The sequence below is a fragment of the Rhizobium sp. KNZ14-9A genome, assembly GCF_056755015.1.
Map to the genome: position 1 here is coordinate 3,919,708 of NZ_JBPGXB010000002.1, position 26,755 is coordinate 3,946,462.

Here is a 26,755-nt window from a genome sequence, read left to right on the forward strand (position 1 = left end):
TATCTCAGCCGGCCGCCTGAAAGGCGGCCGGTTTCCTTTTGGAACGCATTGCTGAGCTTCGTTCGATGCTCAATCTTCCGGGATCAAGCCGGAAAGGTGGCTGAATTCCGCCACGACCCGTTCATAGACGGCGCGCTTGAAGGGAACGATCAGGCCGGGCAGGTCTTCCATCGGCTTCCATTCCCAAGCGTCGAATTCCGGCTCATGGCCGCCGGGCGGCGGGTTGATGGCGATCTCACTTTCGTCGCCCTCGAAGCGGAAGGCGAACCAGCGCTGCGTCTGGCCGCGGTACTTGCCCCTCAGCCCGATGCCGATCAGCTGTGGCGGCAGGTCGTAATTGATCCAGTCCTTGGCCTCGGCAAGCAGGGTCACGGTCCGGATGCCGGTTTCTTCGTAAAGTTCGCGATAGGCTGCCTCCAGCGGGTCTTCGCCCTTGTCGATGCCGCCCTGCGGCATCTGCCAGAGCTGGGGTGAACCGTCATACTCCGAATTACCATCAGGAATGCGCCGCCCGGCCCAGACGAGGCCCTCGCGGTTGAGGATCATCACACCGACGCAGGGGCGATAGGGGAGATCCTCAGCTTTTACGGTCGCTTGGCTCATGGTTTTCTCCGGTCAGGGATTCTTGGGGTCGTTGACGAGTGCAGCAACGCCGACAATCTCGATGCCGCGCATGGTCGCTTCCTCGCTCCATTTGGAGATCGCGTCAATGCTCTCGTCGAAGGCCGAGGCAACACCGATTGCCTGGCCGTTGCGGCGGGCGATGCGCTCCAGTTCGTCGAGTTTCTGCAGGATGGTGTTCACATCGACCTGGCTGTCCAGTTGCAAGTCAGCGAAAGCGTAAGGAAGCTCCGTGCCTTTGGCGACCACGGCGGTCTTGGATTGCGCTGAAGTGCCATCGTCGAGAAACAGCAGCCCGCGCTTGCCGATATCCCGCATGACCGGCTCCATGGCCTTGGGATCGGAGAGGAAACGTCCGCCCAGATAGTTCATGATGCCCGTATAGTTGGTGATCTCGCCCATCGCCCGGTGCAGGCTTTCGAGGTTGTGCGCCACAGGCTTCGACGTCAGCAGCGTATCCGGTCCTGGATCATTAGCTGGGTAATCGAACGGCTCCAGCGGCACCTGCAGCAATATTTCATGGCCGCCGCGCCGCGCATCTTGCATCCAGCGCTGCAGGCTGTTGCCACTGGCGGCGAAGGCAAAGGTGATTTCCTCCGGTAATTGCTTGATGGCGCGCTGCGTGCCGGTCTGGCTGAGACCGAGGCCGCTGAGGACGATCGCGATGCGGGTGCCGCGCGTGCCGGACCACGGCCGCGCATATTGATCCATCGGACGCCGGCCATCGGGACCCGTGATGGGCAGCCGGCCGAAGGGTGTCTCTTCGAGCAGATTGTCGTTGGGGATGGCCGCCATGCGGGGATCCTGGCCCATCTTCATGGCATCGACCAGAACCGGGCCGCTACCCTCGCGCGGGCGAGGGCTGTATTTAGTGACGACAGAACCGTCGCCTGTCACCATCTGTTCTACATTGGCGCCGGATTGCGGCTCGGAGCGGGGCATGCCGTTTGCTGCCTGATTGGCAGATACCTGCGGCTCCTGGATCGCATCGGTCGGCGGCGCGGCCGCTGTGTCCAGCGATGCCGGAGGCTTCGACTGCTCGAGGCCATCATTGCGAAATGCCGTGTAAAGGGAAAAGCCGCCAATCGCGACAAGACAGACGCTCGCGGCAATCTGTCCGATCCGCAATATGCCGGGGCGCTTTCGCGCGGCCTTGCGGTTGCGGCCTAGAGGTGCATGCAGGTCCGTTCCCAATTCGTTGCCACTCCAAAACCGGGAAACAGCAGAAAGTCTCAAGGCCGGGCGGGCTGCCCGGCCTTGAGATCGATGGATTACTTGGCGACGACAGCCTTTTCAGGGTCCGGCGGGAAGGACGGGTCAGTCTTCTTGCCGCGCAGCAGATCGAGCGCGTAGTTGAGCTGGACGTCATCCTTCGGATCCGGCGGGACGTAGGCAACCGATCCCGAACCTTCGTCGGTCTCGCTCTGGCCCTTGATGTGGCCGCGCAGGGCAGATTCGCCCTCGGTCACCATCTTGCCTTGCAGATCGGCCGGAAGGGGCTCTTCCACCTTGATGTCAGGCGTAATGCCGGTGCCCTGGATCGAGCGGCCCGACGGTGTGTAGTAGAGCGCTGTCGTCAGGCGCAGCGCGCCGTTTTCGCCAAGCGGAATGATGGTCTGGACCGAACCCTTGCCGAAGGAACGCGTGCCGAGAACCGTGGCACGGCGCAGATCCTGCAGGGCGCCGGCAACGATTTCCGACGCGGAAGCCGAGCCGCCGTTGATGAGGACGATCAGCGGCTTGCCATCCGTCAGATCGCCCGGGCCAGCATTGAAGCGGCGGGTTTCATCCGGATTGCGGCCACGGGTCGAAACCACTTCGCCGCGCTGCAGGAAGGCGTCGGAAACATTGATCGCCTGATCGAGCAGACCGCCGGGGTTGAGACGCAGGTCAAGGACGAAGCCCTTGAGCTTGTCGGCCGGAATGGTCGCCTTGATCTTCTGGATCGCCTTTTCGAGGTCCGGATAGGTCTTCTCGGTGAAGGAGATGACGCGCAGATAGCCGACATCGTCCTCGACGCGCGACTTGACCGCCTGAACGGCAACGACGTCACGTACGATCGTAAGTTCGATCGGCTTGTCGGCGCCCTTGCGGATGAGCGTCAGCTTGATCGGCGTGTTGACGGCGCCACGCATCTTTTCGACGGCGTCTTCGAGCTTCAGGCCGCGAACAGACTGGCCATCGATTTCCGAAATATAGTCGCCGGCCAGAACGCCAGCCTTGGCAGCCGGAGTATCGTCGATCGGGGTGATGACCTTGACGAGTTCGTCTTCCATGGTGACTTCGATACCGAGGCCGCCGAACTCACCCTTGGTCTGGGTGCGCATGTCTTCGGCGTCCTTCGCATTCATGTAGCTGGAATGCGGGTCGAGCGAGGAAAGCATGCCATTGATGGCGCTTTCGATCAGCTTGTCCTCGGCCGGCGGCGTTACGTATTGTGCACGCACGCGTTCGAAGACGTCACCGAATACCGAAAGCTCCTTATAGGTCGATGCTCCCGCCGCCTCTGCAGGCACGCCTGCGGAGTAAATGACGCTCATCGCGGTCGCGCCCATCAGTGCGCCGACCAGAACAAGAGAAGCCCTACGAATCATTGCGTGCCTTTCCAGTGTCTTTGGCGGTCCACCACGGTCGGGAATCGACCGGTTTACCGTCCTTTCGAAACTCAATGTAAAGCGTTGGCCGATCTGTTTCCAGCGCCAATGCGGTTGCGCTTGCCACTCTTTTCGCACCCATCACGGCCAGGGGCTCGCCGGAGAAAACGAATTTTCCCTGACGGGTGTTGATCGTATCCATACCTGAGAGAACCAGGTGATATCCACCGCCAGCGTCGAGGATAATCATCTGGCCATAGCTGCGGAAGGCGCCGGCGAAAACCACCAGCCCGTCAGCAGGCGCGGTCACCACCGTTTCCGCATTGGTCGCGACCGTCATTCCCATGGCCTCGTGTCCGGTGCCGTCAGCATCGCCGAACTGGCGCAGAATATCGCCTGCCACAGGCAGCTCCAGTTTCGCCTTCAATTCTCCGAAGGGATATGCGGGCGCAATGCGGTTTTTATCGGGCACTCCGCTGTCGGCCAGGGCCTTCGCCTGGGCGCGCTGCTCGTCCGTGAGGAGCTTGCGGTTCTCCTCTGCCTGCCTGGCGGCGGCGGCGGCATCGCGTACGGAGGCGATTTCCGTTTCCATCGAAGCGACGAGGCTTTCGAGCGTCGTTGCCTTGCTTGCCAGCTCCTGAGACCGCTGCTTTTCGGCTTCCAGTTCGGCGGCATTGGAGCGGCTCAGCTTGTCGTTTTCGGCAAGCAGCAGATCCATGCGCCGCTCCTCCTCCAGGCTGTTTGCCATGGTGGTGGTCAGGCCCTCCCTCTCCTTGGCGCTCGCCGTCTGCAAGGCTGCAAGGTCGGCAAGATCGGCTGCGAGCTTTTCAGTTTCCTTGCGGATGCCCGGCACCACGGCGCCGAGCAGAATGGCGCTGCGAACAGAGGCAAGCGCATCATCGGGTGTCACGAGAAGGGCGGGCGGTGGGTTGCGGCCCATGCGCTGCAAGGCGGCGAGAACCTCGGCCAGGAGGCCGCGGCGCTCATGCAGCGAACGGCGGATGCCATCTTCCTTGACGCCGAGCTCGGCGAGCTTCTTCTCGCTGTCGAGAATTTTGCCTTCCAGGGATTTCCGGCGGGCGGCGGAATCGATCAGTGCCTGTCGAATGCTTGCCGTACTCTTTTCCAGATTGTCGATGCTGCTCTGAAGCTCGCTCGCCTTGTCCGAGGAGAGACTGATCGTCTTCGACAGCTTGTCGAGCTCGGCCCTCGTTTCGTCGCGCTTCTTCGCAAGTTCGGCGGCAGGATCAGGTGGCGGCTGTTCGGCTGATGTGACTGGCGCGGCCGGTTCGGCTGCTGCGGGCGGTGGCGGCGCATCCTGCGCCTGCACGGCCAAGGGGTTTCCCGAAATGGCGATGACGGCCGCACCGAGCCCTGCGGCAACGGCCGGCAGAAACAGGCGGGATCGCTTGGGGGCAGCTCTCGTCATGCGTGTCGGGGTTTACTCGTTCAAATCGCCCGGAACCTAAGCTGATTTGGGGCTGTTGACCAGAAAGTTTGAATGAGAAGAGGCCCTGAGGCAAAACACGGCTGCGTGAGTGTTTTGGTCTGCATCAGACGCGATGATAAGGGTGGCCGGACAGGATGGTCACGGCCCGATAAAGCTGTTCGGCAATGAGCGTGCGGACGATCTGATGAGGCCAGGTCATCTTGCCAAGGCAAAGGATCATGTTGGCGCGGTCGTAGAGGGAAGGGTCGAGGCCATCGGCACCGCCGATTGCGATCGTCAGGTCGCGTTTGCCTTGATCGCGGTAGCCGCCGAGAAGATTGGCGAAAGCTTCGCTGTCCAGCGCCTTGCCGCGTTCGTCGAGGAGAACGAGGATGCTGCCTTCGGGGAGCGATTTCAGCAGCATGGCCGCTTCCTCGCGCTTGCGGGTGTCCGCATTGGAGGCGCGGCTTTCGGCTACTTCGGCGATACGAGAAAATTCCAGGCCGATCGCAGGACCGGCCTTTGCAAAACGGTCGAAATAACGGGCCGCAAGATCCTTTTCGGGGCCGGGCTTCAGCCGTCCCACCGCAAAAAGACCAATCCGCATTCATCCGCTCCTGCTATGCCGCGCTTCCGCAGCGCAATGTGGACTTACCGGCCAGCTATCGAAAGCCGGCCCGGTCAGCTACCACGTCTCAGGCGCCGGGCGAATGCCAGGCTGCCTGTCAGTGCCGCGTTTCCTCGTCCATATCCGGAGCCGCCCACATCTTTTCGATGTTGTAGAACTCACGAATTTCGGGACGGAACACATGCACAATGATGTCACCGGTATCGATCAGGATCCAGTCACCGCCTTCCTGACCTTCGACGCGGGCAGTACCGAAGCCCTCGTCCTTGAGATCAGTCAGAAGATGATCGGCGATCGCCATGACATGCCTGTTCGAGCGGCCGGAGACGACAACCATGTAGTCTCCCAGCGCCGATTTTCCGGCAATGTTGATGGTGACGATATCTTCAGCTTTGGAGTCCTCGAGGCTGACGAGGACGGCTTCCAGAGCACGGGCGGCGGCATCGGCGCCACGTTCCGCACCCTTCGGGATAACGGCAAGCGTTTTTCCCTTGGCGTGTACTGTTGTCAGTGCTTTCCCTTTCCTGGAATGACAAACCATGCACAACACGGATCCAGCAGAACCGGATCATGGTTAAGATAGGCATCAAACCATTAATGTTTCAAGACGCGGCGCAGCGCGCGAACGGCCGAAAGCCGCATTTGGCGTCACGAAATCGAGATTTCGACCCTCGGTCGAGATGGAGGTGCGGTGTACAGCGTCTGCGGTCGGGCGTAAAGTGCCGGTGATTTCCGCAAATACCGACCGACATGACCGAAACCGCCAAAAATCCGCTCGCACCTGTCCTGCGAATCACCTTTCCCGATGACGATCGCCTCGGCCACGGCAAGATGGAGCTGCTCGAGCATATCCGCGAGACAGGTTCGATCTCGGCCGCCGGCCGCGCCATGGACATGTCCTATCGCCGTGCCTGGATGCTGGTCGCCGAGATGAACCGCATGTTCAAGGCGCAGGTGGTGGAATCGCAGCGCGGCGGCCAGAAGGGCGGCGGCGCGGCACTGACGCCATTCGGGGAGCAATTGCTGGCGCGCTTTCGCGACATGGAAAAGACGGTGCGCACCAGCCTTGCCGATGATCTCGCCTGGCTGGAAAACAACCGTAATCTGCAGTCGGACGAGCGGCGCTGATCAGGCTTCCAGCGCCACGGTCTTGATAACGGCGAAAGCCGGCATGCCCGGGCGTAATCCCAGACGCTCGCAGGACAGCGCGGTGATGCGCGAGAGAACGGCGTTGCCGGTGCAATCGAGGCGGATCTCGACGGTTCCATCCTCCGTCGGCGAAATCTGCGTGACGGTTCCTTCCAGAATGTTGAGGGCGCTCAACCCTTCCGGCTTCCGTGTTGCCAGCATCACGTCTCGGGCGGGGATGTGGATGCGCACAGGCTTGCCTATGGCGGGCGCAGCACCCGGAACATAGAGCCTGCCCGCCTTCAGCAGCACTGTCGAAATCCGATGGGCCAAATCGATACTTTCGACTGTGCCTTCCAGCACTGCACCGGCTTCCTTTCGGTCTTCCGGGAGCAGCGACGAACGGCTGAGGATTTCTGCTGCGGGGCCTGTGGCTTCCACTTTGCCGTCGCGCATGACCACGACCTGATTTGCCAAGCGCGCGACTTCGGAGATTGAATGGCTGACGTAGACGATCGGAATATCCATCTCGTCACGCAGACGCTCAAGATAGGGCAGGATCTCGGCCTTGCGGGCTTCGTCCAATGCGGCCAATGGCTCGTCCATCAAGAGCAGGCGCGGCGAAGAAAGCAGTGCGCGACCGATCGCGACACGCTGCTTTTCGCCCCCCGACAGCTTTGAAGGGCTGCGGGCGAGCAACTGGCCGATGCCGAGCAGGTCGACGACACGATCGAAATTTTCAATGCGTGCGGATCTCGGCGTGAACCAGCGGCCGTAGGCGAGATTTGTCCGGACGCTCAAATGCGGAAAAAGCCGCGCTTCCTGGAAGACGTAGCCGAAGCGGCGGCGGTGCCGGGGAATGAAGATGTCCTTTGCCGTATCCGTCAGCGCCTCGCCGTCGAGCAGGATCCGGCCTTCGGTCGGTCGGGTGAGGCCAGCAATGATGCGGATCACGGAGGTCTTGCCGGAGCCGGAACGGCCGAAGAGCGCCGTCACGCCGCGTTCGGAGGTGAAGGCGGCATCGAGCCTGAAGGCGCCGAGGCGATGTCTTGCTTCGACGATGAGCGTCATTCCGGATCGATCCTCCGGCCGGCGAGATAGGCGAGGAATTCCGAAGCCAGTAGGGCCAGCATCGAAATGGCGATGGAAATGAGGGTGAGCCGCATGGCGACAGCGTCACCACCCGGCACCTGGGTAAAGGTATAGATGGCGGTCGACAGGGTCTGCGTTTCGCCCGGGATATTGGAGACGAAGGTGATGGTGGCCCCGAACTCGCCCATCGCCTTGGCAAAGCAGAGGATCATGCCGGTAATGATGCCGGGAATGATCAGCGGCAGCGTGACGGTCAGGAAGACCAATGCCGGGCTCGCGCCAAGCGTCCCGGCGGCTTCCTCGAGCTTGCGGTCGACGGCCTCGATGGAGAGACGGATGCTGCGCACCATCAGTGGAAAACCCATGACGCCACAGGCAAGCGCTGCACCGGTCCAGCGGAAGGAGAGCACGATACCCAGATATTGATCCAGCAGGCTGCCGATCGGGCCGCGGCGGCCGAAAAGGATGAGGAGAATGAAGCCGGTAACGACAGGTGGCAGGATCAGCGGCAGATGGACGATGCCGTTCAGGATGGACTTACCCCAGAAGCGGCCGCGGGCAAGCAGCAAGGCGACGAGGATGCCGAGCGGCAGGCTTGCCACCATGGCGACGAAGGAAATGCGCAGGGTCAGCAGGATCGCCGTCCATTCCTCATCGCTCAAGCCGAACATATCCAAGCGTCATCTTCTCCGAAACAGTGAAGGCCCGCCGAAGCGAGCCTTCACGCTAAGCTTTGGGCGCCAATTACGCAATTATTTCAGGATGGTGAAACCCTGCGCAGTGAAGAAAGGGGCAGCCTTGTCCGACTTCAGGAAGTCGAGATAGGCAGCAGCATCCGGGTTCTTGCTCTCGGCAAGCAGGGCGATCGGATAGATGATCGGCGGGTGAGAATCTGTCGGGAAGGTGCCGACAATTGCAACGCCCTTATCGGCGGCGGCATCCGTCTGGTAGACGATGCCGTAGGGCGCTTCGCCACGGGAAACGAGGGCGAGGGCGGCGCGCACGCTTTCCGAATAGGCAACCTTCGTTTCCACCGACTTCCAGACGCCGAGTTTGTCGAGTGCGGTTTGGCCATATTTGCCGGCCGGAACCGATTTCGGCTCGCCCATGGCGAGCTTGCCGTCGCCGATGAGACTGGCGAGATCGAAGCCTGCCTTGATTTCAACCGGCTTCTGCTTACCGTTTTCAGCGACCAGAACAAGGCGGTTGCCGAGCAGGTTGGAGCGTGTGTCCGCTTTGATCAGCTTTTTATCGGCGACATAGTCCATCCAGTTCAGGTCGGCAGAAATGAAGACGTCAGCCGGGGCCGCATTTTCGATCTGCTTTGCCAGCGCGCCGCTTGCCGCGTAGGAAGTAACGGCTTCCTTGCCGCTTTCCTTGGCCCAGGCGGCGTTGGCCGCATCAAGCCCATCCTTGAGGCTTGCGGCGGCGAAGACAGTTACCTTTTCGGCGGCTGCGACAGGCGTCGAAAGCGCTGCTGCGCCAAGCCAGACGGCCGAGATCGCGGCGGTTGCCAGTTTCATCCAGTGGCGGCGGCTCTGCATAATTTATTCTCCCCAGGCTCGAAATATTTAGACGAATATAACGGCGTGTGAGCTTTGGCTAGAGTTGTATTTCATAAAACATAACGACGGCGGAGACGTGATTTACTCGCGCCGTCTCTTCACGCATTCGTGAGGCGCATGGCTCCCGTTAAGCCGAGAGTTCGTGAGGCAAAAATGTGGCGCTTCTGCTTGGTAAATGGCAAGGGATCTGGCAAGCCAGTTTGGATCAATCTGTTTTTGCTGATAAAACTGGCAGGGAATTCGATTCAGTTCCACGGAGGTTTGCATTTCGCGCATTGCTGCAATGCACTAGCCTATATTCACCTTCTGAACAAATGTGCTAAAACACAATCATCCGACGGCTTCTCCTCCTCCCATAGCCGTCCGATAGGATCGACAACACTCCTCCTCCCAGTTGTCGATCAAGTTTTAAGCCCGACGCACCTCCTCCCGCGTCGGGCTTTTCATTTCCGGGAATTTTCAAACAATCCGATTTATTCCGCGGCCTTGTGCTGATCGCCGTTGCGGATGGCTGTCGAGCTCAAAGTCGAGCGCGGACCGTGAATGAAGGTCCAGGCGGGCGCCGGCTTCTTCCAGAGAACACGGGCGTCATCTTCGTCGATGCGGGCAAAGGCAAAGGTCTTGGCCATTTTCGAAGAAAGGTAAGAGAGCGTCGAGCCCGGCCGGTCGATGACCGCTATCGGGAAGGTTCGCGCGATATTCTGCCATTTCTGCCAGCGATGGAAATTTTCCAGGCTGTCGGCGCCCATGATCCAGATGAAATTCACATGCGGATTGCGTGCCTTCACGCGGGCAAGCGTATTGGCCGTATAGCTCACGCCAAATGCCTGTTCAAAGGCTGTGACCTTGATATGCGGGTCGGTGGCAATGCTTTCGCTGCGCGCTATACGCTCCGAAAGTGGTGCCAGATAATTGCGGCTTTTCAACGGATTGCCCGGTGTCACCATCCACCAGAGCTGATCCAGTCCCAGACGCCGGATGGCGATTTCGGCAACCAAGGCATGACCCTCATGCGGCGGATTGAATGAGCCGCCGAACAGACCGACGATCATGCCGCGTTCGCTATGCGGCATGCGGAGATAGCGCCGGTCTATATGCTCTGTGGTCACGTCAGGGCCGCGTCTGTCCATGACCGCGAACGCGGTATTTGAAGGAGGTGAGCTGCTCGACGCCGACTGGGCCACGCGCATGCATCTTGCCGGTGGCGATGCCGATCTCCGCACCCATGCCGAATTCGCCGCCATCGGCAAACTGGGTCGAGGCGTTATGCAGCAGGATGGCTGAGTCGATCTCCGTAAAGAAGCGTTCGACGACCTCGGGGTTTTCGGCAAGCACGGCTTCGGTATGGTTCGACGAATATTTCTGGATATGGTCGATCGCGCCGGAAATGCCGTCAACGACGGCAACGGAAATGACGGCATCCAGATATTCGGTCGACCAGTCCTCTTCGGTGGCAGGCTTCAGGCCCGGCACGACTTTGAGAACCGTGGCCGAACCGCGAACCTCGCAGCCGGCTTCAACTAGGACCTCGATCAGCGGCGTCAGATGCGTGCCGATGGCGGCGCCGTCGATCAGCAGGGTCTCGGCTGCGCCGCAGACGCCGGTGCGGCGCATCTTGGCGTTGACGATGATGTTCTTGGCCATTTCGAGATCGGCGGAGGCGTCGACATAGATATGGCAGAGGCCTTCGAGATGGGCGAAAACCGGTACGCGTGCCTCGCTCTGAACGCGAGCAACGAGGCTCTTGCCACCGCGGGGCACAATAACATCGATTGAACCATCAAGCCCGCGTAGCATGGCGCCGACAGCGGCGCGATCGGTCACGGGCACAAGCTGGATCGCATGCTCCGGCAAGCCGGCTGCCTTCAGGCCCTCGACCATGCAGGCATGGATCGCAGCCGAGGAACGGCGCGAATCCGAACCGCAGCGCAGGATCACCGCATTGCCGGCCTTCAGGCAGAGCGCACCGGCATCGGCCGTGACGTTCGGCCGGCTTTCGAAGATGACACCGATGACGCCGAGTGGCGTGCGGACGCGTTCGATCTTCAGGCCATTCGGGCGATCCCAGGCGGCGATGACTTCGCCGACAGGATCGGGAAGAGCGGCAATCGCGCGGATGCCCTCGGCCATTTCCGTGACGCGCTTCTCGTTCAGCGTCAAGCGATCGATGAAGGAGGCGAGCATGTCCGTTCCCTCCACATCCTTCAAATCCTTGGCATTTTCCGACAGGATATGGGTCTTGTTCGCCAGAATGGCATCTGCCATGGCGTGCAAAGCCTTATTCTTGGCGTCGGTCGGAGCAAAGCCCAATGGTCGCGCGGCGACCTTGGCCTTGCGGCCGATGTCGTTCATCAGCACGTCAATGTCAGGGCCCTGCGCAACTGTATCAAGCATAGCTTGCGTCCTTCTTCTGCCTTTCCGATTTCGAACCGATCTGCGCCGTCATGACCATATCGTCACGATGGACCATGGCGGCGCGGCCGGGATAACCGAGGATCGCCTCGATATCTGCCGATTTGCGGCCGGCGATCTGGCGGGCTTCCTCTGCGTCGTAGCTGACCAGTCCACGGGCGATCTCGCGGCCGGAGGGGGCGATGATCGCAACCGTATCGCCTCGGGCGAAATTGCCGGAGATACTGCGCACGCCAGCGGGCAGCAGGCTCTTGCCAGCGCCGAGTGCCGTTACCGCGCCTTCGTCGAGATGCAGCATGCCGGCCGGCTGAAGCTGTCCGGCGATCCAGGTCTTGCGGGCGGTGACAGGCGTGCCCGAAGGCGCAAACCAGGAGGAGCGCGCACCGTTTTCGATTGCCGAAAGCGGGCTTTCCGTCTTGCCCGACGCGATGATCATGGCGCAGCCGGAGGTCGTCGCAATCTTGCCGGCATCGATCTTGGTGCGCATGCCGCCGCGCGAAAGTTCGGAGGCCGCACCACCGGCCATGGCTTCGATCTCGGGGGTGATTTCCGCAATGCTTTCCAGGAATTGCGCATCCAGATCGAGATGCGGCGGGGCGGTGTAGAGACCGTCTATATCGGAGAGAAGGATCAGCAGGTCGGCGCCGGTCATAGTGGCGACGCGGGCAGCGAGGCGATCATTGTCGCCATAACGGATTTCGCTGGTTGCGACCGTGTCGTTCTCGTTGATGATCGGCACGGCGCCGATCTTCAGAAGCTGATTGATGGTGGCGCGGGCGTTAAGGTAACGGCGCCGCTCTTCGGTATCGCCCAAGGTCAGCAGGATCTGGCCAGCGACGATCTCATCGTGTGAGAGGCTTTCGGACCAAGCCCGGGCCAACGCGATCTGGCCGACGGCCGCTGCCGCCTGGCTTTCCTCCAGCTTCAGGGCGCCGGAGGGAAGATCGAGCACCGAGCGGCCAAGAGCGATGGCACCGGAGGAGACCACGAGCACATCGACGCCTTTGGACTTCAGCACAGCGATATCGGCGCACATGGCATCGAGCCATGATTTCTTCAGGCCGGTCTTGCGATCGACCAAGAGCGCCGAGCCGATCTTGATGACGACGCGGCGATAGCGATCCAGCGGCTTGCGGCTACTCATCGCTCTCGTCCTCGTCGGTGAGGATCATGTCGCGATGGCGCAGTTTTGGCGTCTTGGCCGGCTTCTCTACGGTATTGGCTTCGACGATGATGTCGCGCAGCGCGCGCAGCACTTCCGTCATTCCCTTGCCGGTGACGGCGGAAATCAGGAAGGGTGTCTTGCCGCAGGCCTTGGCGAGTTCCTTGGCCTTCTTCTTCAGGGTCGCATCGTCGAGTACGTCGATCTGCGAGAGTGCGACAATTTCCGGCTTGTCGACCAGGTCGTTGCCATAGGCTTCGAGCTCGTGCTTCACCGTCTTATAGGCCTTGCCGACCTTTTCCTCCTGGGCAGAGACGAGATGCAGCAGCACGCGTGTGCGCTCGACATGGCCGAGGAAGCGGTCGCCGATGCCCACGCCCTCATGCGCGCCTTCGATAAGGCCGGGAATATCGGCAAGGATGAATTCCCGCTCGTCGATGGTCGCGACACCGAGGTTGGGGTGCAGCGTCGTGAAGGGGTAATTGGCGATCTTCGGCCGGGCGCGTGTCACGGAAGCGAGGAAGGTGGACTTGCCGGCATTCGGCAGGCCGACGAGGCCGGCATCGGCAATCAGCTTCAGATGCAGCCAGATGGTCTTTTCTTCGCCCTCCAGGCCGGGATTGGCCCAGTCCGGCGCCTGATTGACCGAAGACTTGAAGTGGGCGTTGCCGAAGCCGCCATTGCCACCTTTTGCGAGGCAGAAGCGCTGGCCCTCCTCGGTAAGGTCGCAGATGAGGCTTTCCTGATCCTCTTCGAATATCTGTGTGCCGACGGGAACCTTGAGCGTCACGTCGTCGCCATTGGCGCCGGTGCGATTCTTGCCCATGCCGTGCATGCCGACCTTGGCCTTGAAGTGCTGCTGGTAGCGAAAATCGATCAGTGTGTTGAGGCCATTGACGGCCTCTACCCAGACGTCGCCGCCGCGCCCGCCGTCGCCGCCATCCGGCCCGCCGAACTCGATGAACTTCTCACGACGGAAGGAAACGCTGCCTGCGCCGCCATCACCCGACCGGATATAGACCTTTGCTTCATCGAGAAATTTCATTTTACTTCCAGTACTCGGTGCGTTTGGGCGACCCCTCTTGGCCCATTCGATATAGGCGGTTCAGGCGGAGGTCAAAGAATATCGTGATTTTTGCGAGCTATAACATACAGTACGGCTTCGGTCTCGATGGCAGATACGATCTGGAACGCATCGCCCAAAGTCTCGAAGGCGCTGATGTCATCGCCCTGCAGGAGGTGACGAGAGGTTTCGTTCGGAACGATTATGCCGACATGCCTGATATCATTGCGGCCTTGTTTCCCGACCATTTCTGGGTCTATGGACCGGCCTGCGACATACATGTCGAGGCGCCGGAAGGCCAGGTTTCCCCGCCGCGCGGCACCCGTTTCCAGTTCGGCAATATGGTTCTGTCGCGCTGGCCCATCCTGTCGACGCGAACGCTGCTTCTGCCGCGCAGCCGCACGGTCGACAAGATCAATTTGCAGCGCGGCGCGACGGAAGCCGTTATTGCCATCCCTGATGGTGCTGTCCGCGTCTATTCCGTCCATCTCGACCACGTTTCCATCGACGAGCGCATTGCGCAGCTCCACCATCTCGGCGACCGCATCAATGCGTTCACTCAGGAGGGTGCGTCGCTGACCGGAGCCTGCGAATTCGGGCTTCCCGAGCCGCCGCTGCCGGAGGATTACGTTATTATGGGCGATTTCAATATGGAGCCGGAATCGCCGGAATACTGTACCTTCGCCGGCGCTTTTGACGGATTTTACGGCCGCACGGCGCGGATCGGCACGCCGATCGATGCCTTTGCAGCGCTTGGCGCGTATGGGCCTGGCAGCTACAGCTGGATGGATCCGGAAGATCACGGCAAGCGCATGCATATCGATTACTGTTTCGTCAGTTGCGGCCTTAAGGACCGGTTGAAATCCGCTGTCACTGATACGAATTCCCTCGGTTCCGATCATTTTCCCCTGCGGGTCGAAATCGGCGATTGAAAGGACGCCGCCCTTAAAGCGTGCCGCGATCTTTCAGATCGCTCACCTCGCTTTAATGTCTTTGTTTCGCGCATGTCGTTATCGCAAAACCGCTGCACACTTTTGCGCGACATGCATCAGAGCGGCGTCCTTCCGATGTCAGGCGACCTTTTTCTGCTGCAGACCGCCTGGCTGCAGCACGGTTTCGATATGGGCGACCATGGTGTTGCGGGCGAAAGAGTAGATTTCGCTGCAGCCGGTCATCCGGAAACCGAGCTTCTCCTGCAGCCGGAACGATGCAGGATTGTCGGCAAAGACGCCCGAATGAACCGGAACGTCAGGCATGCGCTGCGAGAAACGCTCCAGCACGGCTTCCGCCGCCTCGCTCATATAGCCGCGCTGCCAGTAGTAGCGGTTCAGCCAGTAACCGAGGTGCCAGCGGCCGTGACGAAGTTCTATCGACACATTGCCGATGTGGACGTCGTCATTGCCTGTTATTGCCAGCGCCCAATCCGGCATGACGCCCGATATGACCGGAATCAGCCAGTCCAGCGCATCCTGCCGGTCGTAAGGGGCGGGAACGCGGGCCAGCATGCGGGTGACTGCGAAATCGGAAAGTGATTCCGCAATCGCCGAAGCGTCACTCAGCCTATGGGGACGAAGCGTCAGCCTAGCCGTTGATATGAGCGGCGCGGGGCCGGGCATCATGGGCTTGGTCCCGGGTCTTTGTAGGGGTGCGGCGTTCATGAGATTGCACCCCAGCTTCTGAGCGACATCCAGGTCTTGCGGTCGAGCCGGTACCATTCGACCGGCACGTTGCTGCCGAGTGCCAGCGATGCGGCAAGGCCGGATCCCTGGAACTGGAAGCCGCACTTCTGGATGACGCGGCGCGAAGCGACGTTCATAACCCGGCAGCGGGCATCGATCTGCTCGACCTGCTGCCGCGTCCTGAACACCATGTCGACGAGGGCATGGCAGGCCTCGGTCATATAACCCTGGTTCCAATAGGGTTCGCCCAGCCAGTAGCCGATTTCGACGGTCTTCTCGTCGGTATGCGGCTCTATTCCGCAGCAACCCATGAAGGCGCCATTCTCGGCCTTGGTGATGGCATAGACGCACTTGCCAATCTCGCCATTTCGCGTACGCCAAACAAAGTCGGCGGCATCATTGGCGGTATAGGGGTGCGGCATACGCGATACCATGGTGGCGACTTTGGCGTTGTTGGCGAGATGGGCAAGGGCGTCAATGTCTTCTTCGTGGGGCGCGCGCATGACGAGCCTTTCCGATAACAAGACAGGGCAATCGGTCCTTAACCGCTCCGGCCTCAGCCATTCCGTGGAAGACCGCTGGTCTTCCCGGGTTGACCGTGATTGGTCGACCCTTATCAATTCGCCTTGCATGTTCAGTCCTCCTGTTTGGACAAAGAAAAAGGGGAGATGGCGCCCCATCTCCCCTGTTTTCTGGACTGAACCTGGTACGGTCAGCCGGGTCGATGAGACGCCGGCTGTTTTTGAGCGCTACCGGCTTATTCCGCTGCTTCCGCTTTCGGCATTACAGACACGTACACGCGACCATTGGCCTTCGTTCGGTAGTCCACATTGCCAGCCGTAAGCGCAAAAATAGTATGATCCTTGCCGAGGCCGACATTGGCGCCCGGATGCCACTGCGTACCGCGCTGGCGAACGATGATGTTGCCGGCTACGACGTTCTCGCCGCCGAACTTCTTCACGCCGAGGCGCTTGGAATCGGAATCGCGACCGTTACGCGAGGAACCGCCAGCTTTTTTATGTGCCATTGGAGTTCTCCTTTAAACCTGAAACCCGTTGATCTTACTTGGCAGCCACGATGTCCGTGATACGGACAACCGTGTGATGCTGGCGATGGCCGCGCGAACGCTTCGAATTCTGACGACGGCGCTTCTTGAAGGCGATAACCTTCTTGCCGCGGGTCTGGTCGACGACTTCCGCCTTGACGGAGGCGCCGGCTACGAAGGGCGCACCGATCGCTGCGTCGGCGCCTTCGCCGATCACGAGGACTTCGGTGAATTCAATGGAGTCGCCAGCGGTGGCTTCAAGCTTCTCGATGGTCAGCACGTCGTTGGCTGCCACACGGTACTGCTTACCGCCGGTCTTGATGACTGCGAACATTATTTTATCCTTTCATGTTCGATCCAGCTCTCCCCGCAATACGCAGGTGGCTGTCTTCTTATCAGTCGAAGTTAAGCAGGGATTTCAGGGGACTAGCCCGGAACTCTGGTCTGCCGGTGAAACCCCGCGCAAGCGCGAGGCGGGCAAGGGGCGGATTACTCCACTCCTATTGCGAAAGCGGGATACGCGAGTGACAAAAAGGTGTCAAGGCAAAAGGATGGAAAAGCTTGAGATTTCGGCTTGCCAGTCTGTCATTTGCTCGTTATGAGAACGCCCGCGCCGAACAAGCGCCGACCGAGACCGCGGAGAGGTGGCAGAGTGGTCGAATGCACCGCACTCGAAATGCGGCATACCTGCAAGGGTATCGTGGGTTCAAATCCCACCCTCTCCGCCACGTCCTTTTTTGTCCATACCGAAGACATAGGTAACAGAACGTACCTAACACATGGGTGACAACCTCGTGCCGAACGGGTTGTCGATGGTTTGCAAAGTCCTCTGTTCCAGGTCGATATATCCCAGATCATAGTGCATGAAGCTGACGAGCCAAATGCCGTCATCAACTTCCTTGATTCCAAGCTTCTGTCCGGCCGGTACGGTGGAGATGTTGATCTTCTTGCGATAGATGCAGAGGCGGCCGCAATTGGTGACGAGCGCCTCCCTGTCGTGGAAGGGATAGTCGATCTCCGGCAGGCCCCGATAGGGGCGTGACGATGCGACAAAGAGATCTGCCGGCACCTTCATGTCCAACGCTTCGTGCGGCCGCTCCTCATTGAATTCGCTGACGAATGCATCAAAGCGGGCCTGCTGCTGCAGAGTGTTCCTGCCAGGTGGCCTCGTCGCCTCCTTCTTCAGCGTCAGATGCATGCGCTCATGGCGTCCGTTCTGTTGCGGATGACCAGGCCTAATGCGTTCGAGGCCGATCCCCAATCGCAGCCACCAAACGGACAGCTTCGATAGATTATAGAGGCCATTCGGGCTTGCGAAAGGAAGGCCATTGTCGGAACGAATGGCTGCAGGCAGGCCGTGTTCGGTAAAGATCCTGCGGAACGCTTCAAAGACGCCCTGTTCGCGCGTCGATTCGAAGGCTTCGCAGCAAAGAAGATAGCGTGAGGCCTGTCTGTGATCGTCAAGGGGTAACAGTAGCGGCCGTTACCAAGCTTGAATTCGCCTTTGAAGTCGGCGCACCACAGATCATTGGGCTCAAGGGCTTCCGAAAGCTGCGTGCCAACGGCCTTGTTAGCCCGGTTCCTCTTGCGGGCCTGGCTCACAAGGCCGTGTCGATCAAGCACAGCGTGCACCGTGCTCTTTGCTGGAATGCGCACATCGCCAGCGAGCCGTTTAACGAGCAACTCCCTGATCTTCCTGGCACCCCAGTGAGGCTTCTCCTTTTTGAGGTGAACAATCATTGCCTCCACCGGATCGGGCAACTGGTTGGCGTAACGCACCGGCCGTCGGGATCGATCCGTCAGCGCCTCCAGGCCGTCGTCCTTGTAGCGGTTGAAGATCTTGTAGCCGGTCTTGCGCGAGATGCCGAACTCCCGGCACACATCGCTCATGCCTTCGCCCTCAAGCAGCCGGGCGACAAATCGAAGACGTTCCTCCATCACCGAAGTCTCTCTCCACAGCATCAACACCTCCCGCAAAAAGCGAAAAGTGTTACCCATGTCTCCGGTACGAAACGTCACCTATCTCTCGGGTCGGGCATTCATAACCCTTATGAAAAATGCTTTTTCAGCGCGGACGGCGTGATACCTGTTGCTTACCCTGATCTCAATTCTGCCAATAAGGTCGATTTCAGTTCGCAGAACGTGATCGGCTAGTGGGATATGCTTACGAGTCAGTGCTTTAACGGGCGGTGATGTGGCGCCACTATGTCGCTGATAACTAAAGGCTTTTCACAATGCTTGTTTCAGCCTGAGGTCGGCCGCGTCGAAACAGCATGCGAAACCTGCCGATGTCACAGATCAAACCTCCAGCGCTCACAATATCCGTTCTACCCAGCGATCATTTATTCTTCAGGAGCCACATTTTGCCTGCCATGGTAATGCCCTGCGCGGAGGTTTCCGGGGTCGCATCTGCGTCCAGGCTCTGCAGAAAGCCGTAGTCTCGCAATTCGTTCAACGTGGTCGTTGTCAGGAATTTCACCTTGATCGGCCGCTCCTTGAAACGGTCGGTCCTGGCATAGGTGACGGTGGCGTTCAGATGGGTCCATTTGTTGCCGTCCTGGGCAAACAGGTCACCGTCCTTGGCGAGCTTTAAACCCCTGATCTGGGTCGGCGTCAGCGAGACCAGTGGCGCCGGCGCGGTGTCTTTGGTGCTTTTTTCGGTTGTAGTCAAAGTTCGGTCCTTGAATGGTGTAATCGTTTTGAAATGCGGGTCTGTGACATTCTCTGCAGTCGCCTTTTATCGCCGCGCGCAGCACGGACATGGCAGGCCTGGCAGCGGGTTTGCGACCGGCATCTGCGATTTCGACCCGATACGGTTGAAAGCCGGCGGTAGCAGCTCTTCGGCATGGGCAGATTGCGGATCGGTGGCAGTTCAATACCCAACGAAAAAGGCCAGACATCCGCCTGGCCTTCTATGCCTTCATCACCATGCCAGTACATCCGTGGTCATGGGGAGTTAAGCCTTAAGCGGCCTGAAGCTGGCCTGCGGACATTTTGCCGGACCTTTGGTCCTGCTCAAGTTGATAGCCAAGCTTCTGACCTTCGACGATCGAGCCCATGCCGGCGCGCTCGACTGCGGAGATGTGAACGAAGACGTCCGCACTGCCGTCGTCAGGCTGAATGAAGCCGAAGCCCTTGGTGGCGTTGAACCATTTAACTGTGCCGGTGGTCATAACAAACCCTTTCATAGCAACGATTAATCTGCCGCCGGGCGACGCACGGCGGTTGTTTCGACTTTTGAGAGGGAAAGTTGATCAAGAAGCGCAAAGCGCAGCAAAAGCAAATAACGGCAAACAAAGTATCGATGGCGTTCTATATCCATAATGGGTTATCGCGTCAACCTTTGTTCCTCAAAGTTTGGGATTTGCTACTAAGGGATGTATTTCTGCGTCGTTGATCTGAATCACACTGTAATAGGCTCCGGGTATCGATTTTGCGTTCGCGGGTGCGCGACATGCTTTGCGTTTCCGAACTGTGGCTTCATTGTTTCGGTGACGTCGTCTGCGCATTCCCCAAAGGTCTCGTTGACGATGGCGTTTTTCGCCTCGATCGGAATCAATGCCGGCCCGCAGCCTTCTCCGATGCAATCATCTGCAGTGGTGCAATTTTCAGGGCTTCAAGGGCTGTGATCGTCGCTCTTCTTCCATGCGAATCTCACAGCGGTCTGAGAATAGTTTTTCGCTGAGGAAATCGACGAGGACGCGGACCTTGGGCGAGAGGTGCCGGTTGGATGGCCAGAGGAGATGGAACTGGGCAGGGGCGTCTATATGGGCGTCCAGCACGGTGCGTAGCCTGCCGTCGGCTAGCGGGTCGCGCGCGAGGAAATCCGGCATGCAGCCGATCCCCATGCCGCTGACGGTAGCGCCGCGTAGCGCCTCCATGTTGTTGCAGGTCAGAACGGTACGGGTTCTGATTTCCGGATGGTCCGCTGTGAGGCTGAGCGGCCAGGGCTGCAGCTTTCCGGAATTGGGAAATCGGAACCGGACGCTCCGATGGCCTTCGAGATCACGAGGGCAATCGGGTGTTCCGTGTTTTTCCAGATAGGCAGGCGCGGCGCATAGCAAGAGTTGAAACGGGCGCAGCGCACGCGACATCAGTCTTGAATCGGGCAAGGTTCCACTGCGGATTGCAACATCGACGCCTTCTTCGATCAGGTCGACAATCCGGTCGTTGAAGTCGAGATCCAGTTCGACCTCCGGGTAGAGGTTCACAAATTCCGGCAGGATCGGCAGGATCAGATGGTAGCTGACAAGCGGCACGCTGACGCGCAGCCGTCCCCGAGGGGTCGCGACAGCCTGAGCGAGCGAGGCCTGGGCGTCTTCCAGGTCATCAAGGATACGCCGGCAACGCTCGTGGAACAGGCGGCCTTCTTCCGTCAGCCGCAAGCTTCGTGTCGAGCGCTGGAACAGGCGGACGCCGAGCTGTTGTTCAAGCGCGGTCACAGCCTTGCCGACAGCGGAGGCGGAAAGGCCGAGAGCACGCCCGGCGGCGACGAAACTTCCGAGATCCGCCGTTCTGACAAATGCCGTGAGGCCACCCAGAGGTTGGTCCATATGCAGGTCCATTCGAGCGGTTTCTTCCTTTATACGCGGAACAAACCATAGGTTATCGAAGAATTATCCTCAATTTATGCTGCTTTTCGCAATCGAAGTCCAGGCGTTTCAGCGCCCCGCGCCCCTCCCAAGCGCGTCCCACCCTCGAACCAGCGGATATCAGATGACTGTTCCCCACAAGTCCAAACCTACAAGTATCGCGGAGAAAATCTTCGTCTTGATCGCCGTCTGCTCTGCGGCCGCGGCTATGCCGCTCACATTCACTGGTCCCGCGGTGGCCCTGCCGGCGATCAGTACCGAACTTGGCGGCAGCCCTATTGCCCATAATTGGGTCACCAATGCCTTCATGCTGACATTCGGCAGCACATTGATGGCGGCCGGCGCGCTGGCAGACAGCTATGGCCGCAAACGCATCTTCCTGTGTGGCCTTGCCGCCTTCATCCTGTTTGCCGGCGGGCTTGCTTTTTCGCCTGACATTATCTGGTTCGACAGCCTTCGCGCGCTTCAGGGTTTCGGCTCGGCCGCGGCCTTTTCCGGCGGAATGGCATCGCTGGCACAGGAGTTTGACGGAAAGGAACGCATGCGCGCCTTCAGTCTCGTCGGTGCAAGTTTCGGTATTGGCCTGGCGTTCGGACCGATGGCGTCGGGCATGATGATCGAGGCCTTCGGGTGGCGAGCGATTTTCGCACTCGTGGTTGGCCTCGCTATCATCGCTTTCGTTTTCGGGGCGGTATTCCTGACGGAAACCCGCGACCCCGAGGCAAGGGGGCTCGACTGGCCGGGCGCTATCAGCTTCACGCTCGCCCTGTCGCTCTTTACTTATGGCGTGCTGCGGGTGCCGGAAAGCGGCTGGGGCGATGCTCTCACGCTTGGGCTCATTCTTGGCTCGGCGCTGCTGATGGCCCTCTTCTGCTTCATTGAGCATCTCGTAAAGCGGCCGATGCTTGATCTGACGCTTTTCCGCTACCCTCGCTTTGTCGGTGTGCAGCTTCTGGCGGCTGCTCCCGCTTATGCTTTCGTCGTCCTGCTGATCCTGCTGCCGGTGCGCTTCGTCGGTGTCGAGCGTTTGAGCGCGGTCGCCGCCGGACAGATGATGATCGCGCTTTCCGGTCCGCTTCTCATCCTGCCGATCGCGGCCGGGCTGCTGACCCGGTGGTTGCCGGCAGCAACGATCTGCAGCGTCGGTCTCGTCATTTCGGCTGCCGGTCTCTTCTGGCTCGCGCATATTCCCGTCGGTTCGGACCATGTGGCGCTGATCGCACCGCTGCTGACGATCGGTATCGGCATCAGCCTGCCCTGGGGTCTCATGGACGGACTTGCCGTCAGTGTCGTGCCGAAGGAGCGTGCCGGCATGGCAACCGGGATCTTCAGTACGACCCGCGTTGCCGGCGAAGGGGTGGCGCTCGCTATCGTGAGTGCGGTCCTCTCCGCACTGACGCAGTCCTATCTTGGAACAAGCCATGAAGCGACAGTGGCGGCACAGCGACTGGTGACGGGGGATCTCAACGGTGCGGGCCAGGCTCTTTCCGGCATGGGAGAACTGGAACTCATCCGTGCCTATAATAGTGCCTTCGGCCTGCTTCTGTGGCTTCTGACCGGCATTACCATTCTGACGGCAATCGTCATTTTCACCTTCATGGGACGAGTTACCGGCGAAGCCGGGGAGGCGGCTGAAGAGTCTATCGCTGTGTGAATATATGAGGGCGGATGAACGTTTCCGCCCTTTTAACTATAGCTACTGAAAAACTACTCTTTTCGAAGCAATTTATCCTGCAAAATTACATCCCGCAGTAACGACTCCTAAAGTCCCGGCTGGCACTTTTATTCTCATTGGCATTGCGTGTGCGTATTTATTGGCTGGGGTTTTTCAATGAGTCGTAATCGGGATGATTGGGTCAGCCAGCGGGCATATGCCATCTGGGAAGAGGAAGGCCGGCCGCATGGTCGGGGCGAGAGCCACTGGGCACAGGCGCTCAGGGAATTCGAACAGCTCGAAGCTACCAAGGCTTCTGCCGATGGGAGCGATCTCATCGAAAAGCTGAAGGCAGCCGGGCGCCTGCTGCGGGCTTATGATGAGGCTGAGGCACAGGATAGTGAGAGCAGCCGGCGCAAGGCGGCCGGCCGCTAGGCTGAGCTGAGGCCGGCGTCGCAGAGGCGCTTTATATACTGAATGCTAAAGGCCGCAGGCCGCCCGGCCGGCGGCCTTTTCGTTGTCAGGGCCGGCTTGTTCGCAAACATGATGTGAACGTTCCTCCGCTCTATATATTCATCGAAGCTGCCGGCCAAGCATCGCAGTTCATTCCGGTCCTGCCTCCGACTACTGGCGAGCGGCCCAACTGAGACCGCGCCGGAGAATGAGGGGCATGTAGGGGTGACTGAATTCAGCGGCGACATGGCCAAGTGCGGAATAGAAGATGCGGCCCTCGCCGAAATGTCGCTTGAAGACGACGGGCATCGCGATATTGCGCGCGGCAGGATCGTACTGGCCGGTGAAGGTCGTGGTAGCGAGGATTTCGACCGAGGGATCATAGTGCAGATAATACTGCTCCGAGCGGTAGTCGAAGTCTGGAATGCCCTCCATTAACGGATCGTCCTGCCGCGTTACGGCAACCCGGAAGTCAATGACATTGCCGGGATGGGCAACCCAGGTGACGCCGGAGACGTAGCGGAAGGGGGCACTTTCCTTGAAGGAGGTGGCAAGGCAGCCGTGATGGCCGCCGAGGCCGAGGCCACCGCGAACGGCTTCGACCAGGGCATCCGCATGCGGCTTTTCCAGCTTCTCGCCGGTAATGATCGGCACCAGCAGATCGGCCCTGGCGAGAAGCTGCGAGCCGAATATGCCGAGATCATTGGTGATTTCGACTGCAAAGCCATCTTCACGCAGCAATTCGCCGACGATATTGGCGCAGGGCTCCGGCTCGTGGCCCAGCCAGCCGCCCCAGACGATGATCGCCTTTTTCATATTTCCTCCTCTAGGCCTGAATAAGCAGGCTTTCGACGGCAACATTATAGCGCAACGGTTCGTCGGCCAGATGTCGCCCGATCTCTTCGACCGATATAACGAATGTCTCCGATGCGAAAGCCGCTGTCGGCACACTCGGGACGCAGCCGGTTTCCATGTGGCCGGCAAGCCAATCGCTCCGCCGAAAGGCGCATTTCCGTATGAAAGCCATCTCTAATCTTCTTATTTTTGCAGATATGTAACCGAGATAACTTTTTCCTGACGTGTAACTTGGCTAAGGTCCGCGCATCTGTGGCTTGCAAAAGGTGAGATGTATGGCAGGTGAAACGGTACTCGTCGTCGGCGGCGCTGGGTATATTGGCTCGCATACGTGTCTCGATTTGGCGAATAAGGGTTACAAGCCCGTCGTCTTCGATAATTTTTCCAACGGCCATCGCGAATTCGTCAAATGGGGACCGGCGGAAGAGGGTGATATTCGCGATCGCGCCCGGCTCGATGAGGTGCTGGCAAAGCACAAGCCGTCGGCGATCCTGCATTTCGCGGCGCTGATCGAAGTCGGCGAATCGGTCAAGGATCCGGTCTCCTTCTATGAGAACAACGTCATCGGCACGCTGACGCTGCTGTCGGCAGCGCAGGCCACCGGCATCAATGCTTTCGTCTTCTCCTCCACCTGCGCGACCTATGGTCTGCCGCAGAGCGTGCCGCTCGATGAGACGCACCGTCAGGTGCCGATCAATCCCTATGGCCGCACCAAATATATCGTCGAGCAGGCGCTTGCCGATTACGACCAGTACAAGAGCCTTCGCTCCGTCGTGCTGCGCTATTTCAATGCCGCCGGTGCCGATTTCGAAGGCCGGATCGGCGAATGGCACCAGCCGGAAACGCATGCGATCCCGCTGGCGATCGATGCGGCGCTGGGCCGTCGCCAGGGCTTCAAGGTTTTCGGCAGCGATTACGAGACACGCGACGGCACCTGCGTGCGCGACTATATCCATGTTCTCGATCTTGCCGACGCGCATGTGCGTGCCGTCCAGTATCTGCTGGATGGCGGCGAATCCGTTGCGCTCAATCTCGGCACGGGCACCGGTACCACTGTGAAGGAATTGCTCGGCGCCATCGAGGATGTCTCCAACAAGCCCTTCCCGGTCGAATATATCGGTCGTCGTGAAGGCGATTCGCATACGCTGGTCGCCAATAACGACAAAGCGCGAGACGTGCTCGGCTGGGTGCCGCAGTATGATCTCTCGCAGATCATTCAGTCGGCCTGGAACTGGCATGCGAGATCAAATCATTACTGAACGCGGGTCGCGGCCCAACGTTCTCGTCATCACTGCGGATCAATGGCGCGGCGATTGTCTCTCGGCTGTGGGGCACGCTTGCGTCAGGACGCCGAATGTCGATGCCCTGGCGAAGGAGGGAACGCTTTTCCGGCGCCATTATGCCGGTGCTGCTCCCTGTTCGCCGGCGCGCGCCACACTTTATACCGGCCTCTACCAGATGAACCACCGGGTCTGCCGGAACGGCTCGCCGCTCGACCGGCGGTTCGACAATCTGGCGCTGGCGGCAAGACGGGCGGGTTACGATCCGACGCTGTTTGGCTACACAGACACGGCGCCCGATCCGCGCGATATGGATGCCAATGATCCGCATCTGACGACCTATGAAGGTGTGCTGCCCGGTTTCACTGTTCGCCAGCTTCTGCCGGAGCATGAGAGGCAATGGCTCTCCTGGCTGCGCTCGCGCGGCCGGGCGGATGCCGCCAGCCGTGATATCCATATTCCGGTCGGCACTGCAACAGGGGAAATCTCGAATGCGGCGCCAGCCTATTCACGCGACGAGACGCAGACCGCTTTCCTGACCGGGGAATTCATCCGCTGGATGGGCGAGCAGGATACGCCGTGGTTCGCGCATATTTCCTTCCTGCGGCCGCATCCACCCTTCTCTGTGCCGGAGCCATTCAACCGCATGTTCAAGCCAGGCGAAGGTCCGGCCTTTGCACGTGCGATAGGCCGCGAAACTGAACGGCAAGGCCATCCCTATCTCGCCTATGTCATGCCGCGTGCCGGCAAGGGCAGTTTCATCCATGGGGCAGAAGGGCCGCTCAGCGATTTGAGCGCTGCCGACTTCGACGCCATCAGGTCGATCTACTACGGGATGATTGCCGAGGTAGACGACCAGCTCGGGCGTATCTGGCAAGCGCTGAAGGACGTCGGCGAGTGGGACAACACGATCGTCGTCTTCACGTCCGATCATGCCGAGATGGCGGGTGATCACTGGACTCTCGGCAAAGGCGGCTATTTCGACGGTAGCTATCATATTCCGCTCGTCATCCGCTATCCTGGCGCGGCTTCCGCCGGCGGTATCGTCGAGAATTTCACCAGTGCTGCCGATGTGTTCCCTACGATCTGCGATCGGCTCGGTATCAGGCCTGCCAATGGCATCGACGGGCGCTCGCTTGCGCCTTTCCTCGATGGCGGCATGGCGCAGGGCTGGCGGGATGCGGCTTTCTGGGAATTCGATTTTCGGGATATCGCCCATGGCGAGGCGGAGCGGCATTTCGGCCTTCGGTCGAACGAGCTGAATCTTGCCGTCATCCGCGACGAGCAATTCAAATACGTGCATTTCACCGCATTGCCGGCGCTGCTCTTCGATCTCGTCAACGATCCGATGGAGCTGCGCAATCTTGCCGATGATCCGGCCTATGCCTCGGTGCGGCTCAACTATGCCGAACGGCTGCTGTCGCTCAGGGCACGGCATCTGGATCAGACGCTTGCCTATACCGAACTGACTGAAAAAGGGCCGGTAATGTACCGGCCCTGATT

At 59.8% G+C, this 26,755-nt stretch carries 28 protein-coding genes, 1 tRNA gene and 1 pseudogene; 7 read left to right on the forward strand and 23 right to left on the reverse strand.

Annotation, left to right across the window (positions count from 1 at the left end; all coding sequences use genetic code 11):
* Positions 1 to 69: 69 nt before the first annotated feature.
* The 6 genes from ACR9ZQ_RS26215 to rsfS form a co-directional block, all read right to left on the reverse strand.
* Positions 70 to 603: an RNA pyrophosphohydrolase gene (locus ACR9ZQ_RS26215; protein WP_007824800.1), complete on the reverse strand. Its 534-nt coding sequence runs from the start codon at positions 601 to 603 to the stop codon at positions 70 to 72.
* Positions 604 to 615: 12 nt separating this feature from the next.
* Positions 616 to 1,815: a divergent polysaccharide deacetylase family protein gene (locus ACR9ZQ_RS26220; protein WP_481429037.1), complete on the reverse strand. Its 1,200-nt coding sequence runs from the start codon at positions 1,813 to 1,815 to the stop codon at positions 616 to 618.
* Positions 1,816 to 1,892: 77 nt separating this feature from the next.
* Positions 1,893 to 3,215 (reverse strand): S41 family peptidase, encoded by a 1,323-nt coding sequence (locus tag ACR9ZQ_RS26225; RefSeq protein WP_113183655.1) that lies wholly within the window; start codon positions 3,213 to 3,215, stop codon positions 1,893 to 1,895.
* The gene (locus tag ACR9ZQ_RS26230) at positions 3,205 to 4,614 is read right to left on the reverse strand and encodes a murein hydrolase activator EnvC family protein (protein ID WP_481429360.1); all 1,410 of its coding nucleotides are present in this window, start codon (positions 4,612 to 4,614) and stop codon (positions 3,205 to 3,207) included. Before ACR9ZQ_RS26230 ends, ACR9ZQ_RS26225 begins: the two co-directional genes overlap by 11 nt.
* Positions 4,615 to 4,768: 154 nt before the next feature.
* Positions 4,769 to 5,251: a 23S rRNA (pseudouridine(1915)-N(3))-methyltransferase RlmH gene (rlmH, locus tag ACR9ZQ_RS26235; RefSeq protein ID WP_310389706.1), complete on the reverse strand. Its 483-nt coding sequence runs from the start codon at positions 5,249 to 5,251 to the stop codon at positions 4,769 to 4,771.
* 118 nt (positions 5,252 to 5,369) lie between these two features.
* Positions 5,370 to 5,813, reverse strand: a complete 444-nt coding sequence (rsfS, locus tag ACR9ZQ_RS26240) for a ribosome silencing factor (RefSeq protein WP_007824813.1) — start codon at positions 5,811 to 5,813, stop codon at positions 5,370 to 5,372.
* Positions 5,814 to 6,022: 209 nt separating this feature from the next.
* On the opposite strand from rsfS, the gene ACR9ZQ_RS26245 reads away from it, so the two are divergent.
* Positions 6,023 to 6,400, forward strand: a complete 378-nt coding sequence (locus tag ACR9ZQ_RS26245; RefSeq protein WP_310389703.1) for a winged helix-turn-helix domain-containing protein — start codon at positions 6,023 to 6,025, stop codon at positions 6,398 to 6,400.
* On the opposite strand, the gene modC is transcribed toward ACR9ZQ_RS26245, so the two are convergent.
* From modC to obgE, 7 genes are all read right to left on the reverse strand, one after another.
* A complete protein-coding gene (gene modC, locus ACR9ZQ_RS26250; protein ID WP_310389701.1) occupies positions 6,401 to 7,471 on the reverse strand; it encodes a molybdenum ABC transporter ATP-binding protein in 1,071 nt (356 codons plus the stop codon).
* Positions 7,468 to 8,169, reverse strand: coding sequence for a molybdate ABC transporter permease subunit (gene modB, locus ACR9ZQ_RS26255; RefSeq protein WP_310389699.1), 702 nt, complete (start codon positions 8,167 to 8,169; stop codon positions 7,468 to 7,470). Before modB ends, modC begins: the two co-directional genes overlap by 4 nt.
* Positions 8,170 to 8,244: 75 nt before the next feature.
* Complete coding sequence (gene modA / locus ACR9ZQ_RS26260) at positions 8,245 to 9,036, reverse strand: molybdate ABC transporter substrate-binding protein (protein WP_481429038.1); 792 nt, start codon at positions 9,034 to 9,036, stop codon at positions 8,245 to 8,247.
* A gap of 494 nt (positions 9,037 to 9,530) precedes the next feature.
* Entirely contained in the window at positions 9,531 to 10,187 is a 657-nt protein-coding gene (locus ACR9ZQ_RS26265) for a nicotinate-nucleotide adenylyltransferase (RefSeq protein ID WP_310389695.1), read from the reverse strand.
* Positions 10,168 to 11,451, reverse strand: a complete 1,284-nt coding sequence (locus tag ACR9ZQ_RS26270; RefSeq protein WP_481429039.1) for a glutamate-5-semialdehyde dehydrogenase — start codon at positions 11,449 to 11,451, stop codon at positions 10,168 to 10,170. Before ACR9ZQ_RS26270 ends, ACR9ZQ_RS26265 begins: the two co-directional genes overlap by 20 nt.
* A complete protein-coding gene (proB, locus tag ACR9ZQ_RS26275; RefSeq protein WP_481429040.1) occupies positions 11,444 to 12,613 on the reverse strand; it encodes a glutamate 5-kinase in 1,170 nt (389 codons plus the stop codon). Before proB ends, ACR9ZQ_RS26270 begins: the two co-directional genes overlap by 8 nt.
* The gene (gene obgE / locus ACR9ZQ_RS26280) at positions 12,606 to 13,676 is read right to left on the reverse strand and encodes a GTPase ObgE (RefSeq protein ID WP_310389691.1); all 1,071 of its coding nucleotides are present in this window, start codon (positions 13,674 to 13,676) and stop codon (positions 12,606 to 12,608) included. Before obgE ends, proB begins: the two co-directional genes overlap by 8 nt.
* 83 nt (positions 13,677 to 13,759) lie before the next feature.
* On the opposite strand from obgE, the gene ACR9ZQ_RS26285 reads away from it, so the two are divergent.
* Entirely contained in the window at positions 13,760 to 14,626 is an 867-nt protein-coding gene (locus ACR9ZQ_RS26285) for an endonuclease/exonuclease/phosphatase family protein (protein ID WP_481429041.1), read from the forward strand.
* Between the two features lie 138 nt (positions 14,627 to 14,764).
* Here ACR9ZQ_RS26285 and ACR9ZQ_RS26290 read toward each other — a convergent pair whose 3' ends face one another.
* The 4 genes from ACR9ZQ_RS26290 to rplU form a co-directional block, all read right to left on the reverse strand.
* Positions 14,765 to 15,352: a GNAT family N-acetyltransferase gene (locus ACR9ZQ_RS26290; RefSeq protein WP_481429042.1), complete on the reverse strand. Its 588-nt coding sequence runs from the start codon at positions 15,350 to 15,352 to the stop codon at positions 14,765 to 14,767.
* On the reverse strand, positions 15,349 to 16,005 hold the full coding sequence (locus tag ACR9ZQ_RS26295) for a GNAT family N-acetyltransferase (protein ID WP_481429043.1): 657 nt from the start codon (positions 16,003 to 16,005) through the stop codon (positions 15,349 to 15,351). Before ACR9ZQ_RS26295 ends, ACR9ZQ_RS26290 begins: the two co-directional genes overlap by 4 nt.
* Positions 16,006 to 16,130: 125 nt before the next feature.
* Positions 16,131 to 16,400: a 50S ribosomal protein L27 gene (rpmA, locus tag ACR9ZQ_RS26300; protein ID WP_007824841.1), complete on the reverse strand. Its 270-nt coding sequence runs from the start codon at positions 16,398 to 16,400 to the stop codon at positions 16,131 to 16,133.
* Positions 16,401 to 16,434: 34 nt separating this feature from the next.
* Positions 16,435 to 16,752, reverse strand: a complete 318-nt coding sequence (gene rplU, locus ACR9ZQ_RS26305) for a 50S ribosomal protein L21 (protein WP_088677425.1) — start codon at positions 16,750 to 16,752, stop codon at positions 16,435 to 16,437.
* 304 nt (positions 16,753 to 17,056) lie between these two features.
* Here rplU and ACR9ZQ_RS26310 point away from each other — a divergent pair.
* A tRNA-Ser gene (locus tag ACR9ZQ_RS26310) sits at positions 17,057 to 17,146 on the forward strand.
* A 44-nt stretch (positions 17,147 to 17,190) separates the two neighbouring features.
* Here ACR9ZQ_RS26310 and ACR9ZQ_RS26315 read toward each other — a convergent pair.
* From ACR9ZQ_RS26315 to ACR9ZQ_RS26330, 4 genes and pseudogenes are all read right to left on the reverse strand, one after another.
* Positions 17,191 to 18,380, reverse strand: a pseudogene (locus tag ACR9ZQ_RS26315) (IS481 family transposase).
* A gap of 376 nt (positions 18,381 to 18,756) precedes the next feature.
* Positions 18,757 to 19,044 (reverse strand): hypothetical protein, encoded by a 288-nt coding sequence (locus ACR9ZQ_RS26320; protein ID WP_037072484.1) that lies wholly within the window; start codon positions 19,042 to 19,044, stop codon positions 18,757 to 18,759.
* A 337-nt stretch (positions 19,045 to 19,381) separates the two neighbouring features.
* A complete protein-coding gene (locus ACR9ZQ_RS26325; protein WP_007824862.1) occupies positions 19,382 to 19,591 on the reverse strand; it encodes a cold-shock protein in 210 nt (69 codons plus the stop codon).
* Positions 19,592 to 20,026: 435 nt separating this feature from the next.
* Entirely contained in the window at positions 20,027 to 20,971 is a 945-nt protein-coding gene (locus ACR9ZQ_RS26330; RefSeq protein ID WP_310385457.1) for a LysR family transcriptional regulator, read from the reverse strand.
* Positions 20,972 to 21,134: 163 nt separating this feature from the next.
* Between ACR9ZQ_RS26330 and ACR9ZQ_RS26335 the strand changes: the two genes are divergently transcribed.
* Together ACR9ZQ_RS26335 and ACR9ZQ_RS26340 are read left to right on the forward strand one after the other, a co-directional pair.
* Entirely contained in the window at positions 21,135 to 22,664 is a 1,530-nt protein-coding gene (locus ACR9ZQ_RS26335; RefSeq protein WP_310385455.1) for an MFS transporter, read from the forward strand.
* Between the two features lie 177 nt (positions 22,665 to 22,841).
* A complete protein-coding gene (locus ACR9ZQ_RS26340) occupies positions 22,842 to 23,099 on the forward strand; it encodes a DUF2934 domain-containing protein (protein WP_481429044.1) in 258 nt (85 codons plus the stop codon).
* Between the two features lie 189 nt (positions 23,100 to 23,288).
* Here the strand turns inward: ACR9ZQ_RS26340 and ACR9ZQ_RS26345 are convergent, their stop codons facing one another.
* Positions 23,289 to 23,933, reverse strand: a complete 645-nt coding sequence (locus ACR9ZQ_RS26345; protein ID WP_310385451.1) for a ThuA domain-containing protein — start codon at positions 23,931 to 23,933, stop codon at positions 23,289 to 23,291.
* A gap of 10 nt (positions 23,934 to 23,943) precedes the next feature.
* Complete coding sequence (locus tag ACR9ZQ_RS26350) at positions 23,944 to 24,144, reverse strand: hypothetical protein (protein WP_481429045.1); 201 nt, start codon at positions 24,142 to 24,144, stop codon at positions 23,944 to 23,946.
* A gap of 103 nt (positions 24,145 to 24,247) precedes the next feature.
* On the opposite strand from ACR9ZQ_RS26350, the gene galE reads away from it, so the two are divergent.
* Both galE and ACR9ZQ_RS26360 read left to right on the forward strand, forming a co-directional pair.
* Positions 24,248 to 25,231, forward strand: coding sequence for a UDP-glucose 4-epimerase GalE (gene galE, locus ACR9ZQ_RS26355; RefSeq protein WP_481429046.1), 984 nt, complete (start codon positions 24,248 to 24,250; stop codon positions 25,229 to 25,231).
* The gene (locus ACR9ZQ_RS26360; protein WP_481429047.1) at positions 25,209 to 26,753 is read left to right on the forward strand and encodes an alkaline phosphatase family protein; all 1,545 of its coding nucleotides are present in this window, start codon (positions 25,209 to 25,211) and stop codon (positions 26,751 to 26,753) included. Before galE ends, ACR9ZQ_RS26360 begins: the two co-directional genes overlap by 23 nt.
* Positions 26,754 to 26,755 lie beyond the last annotated feature (2 nt).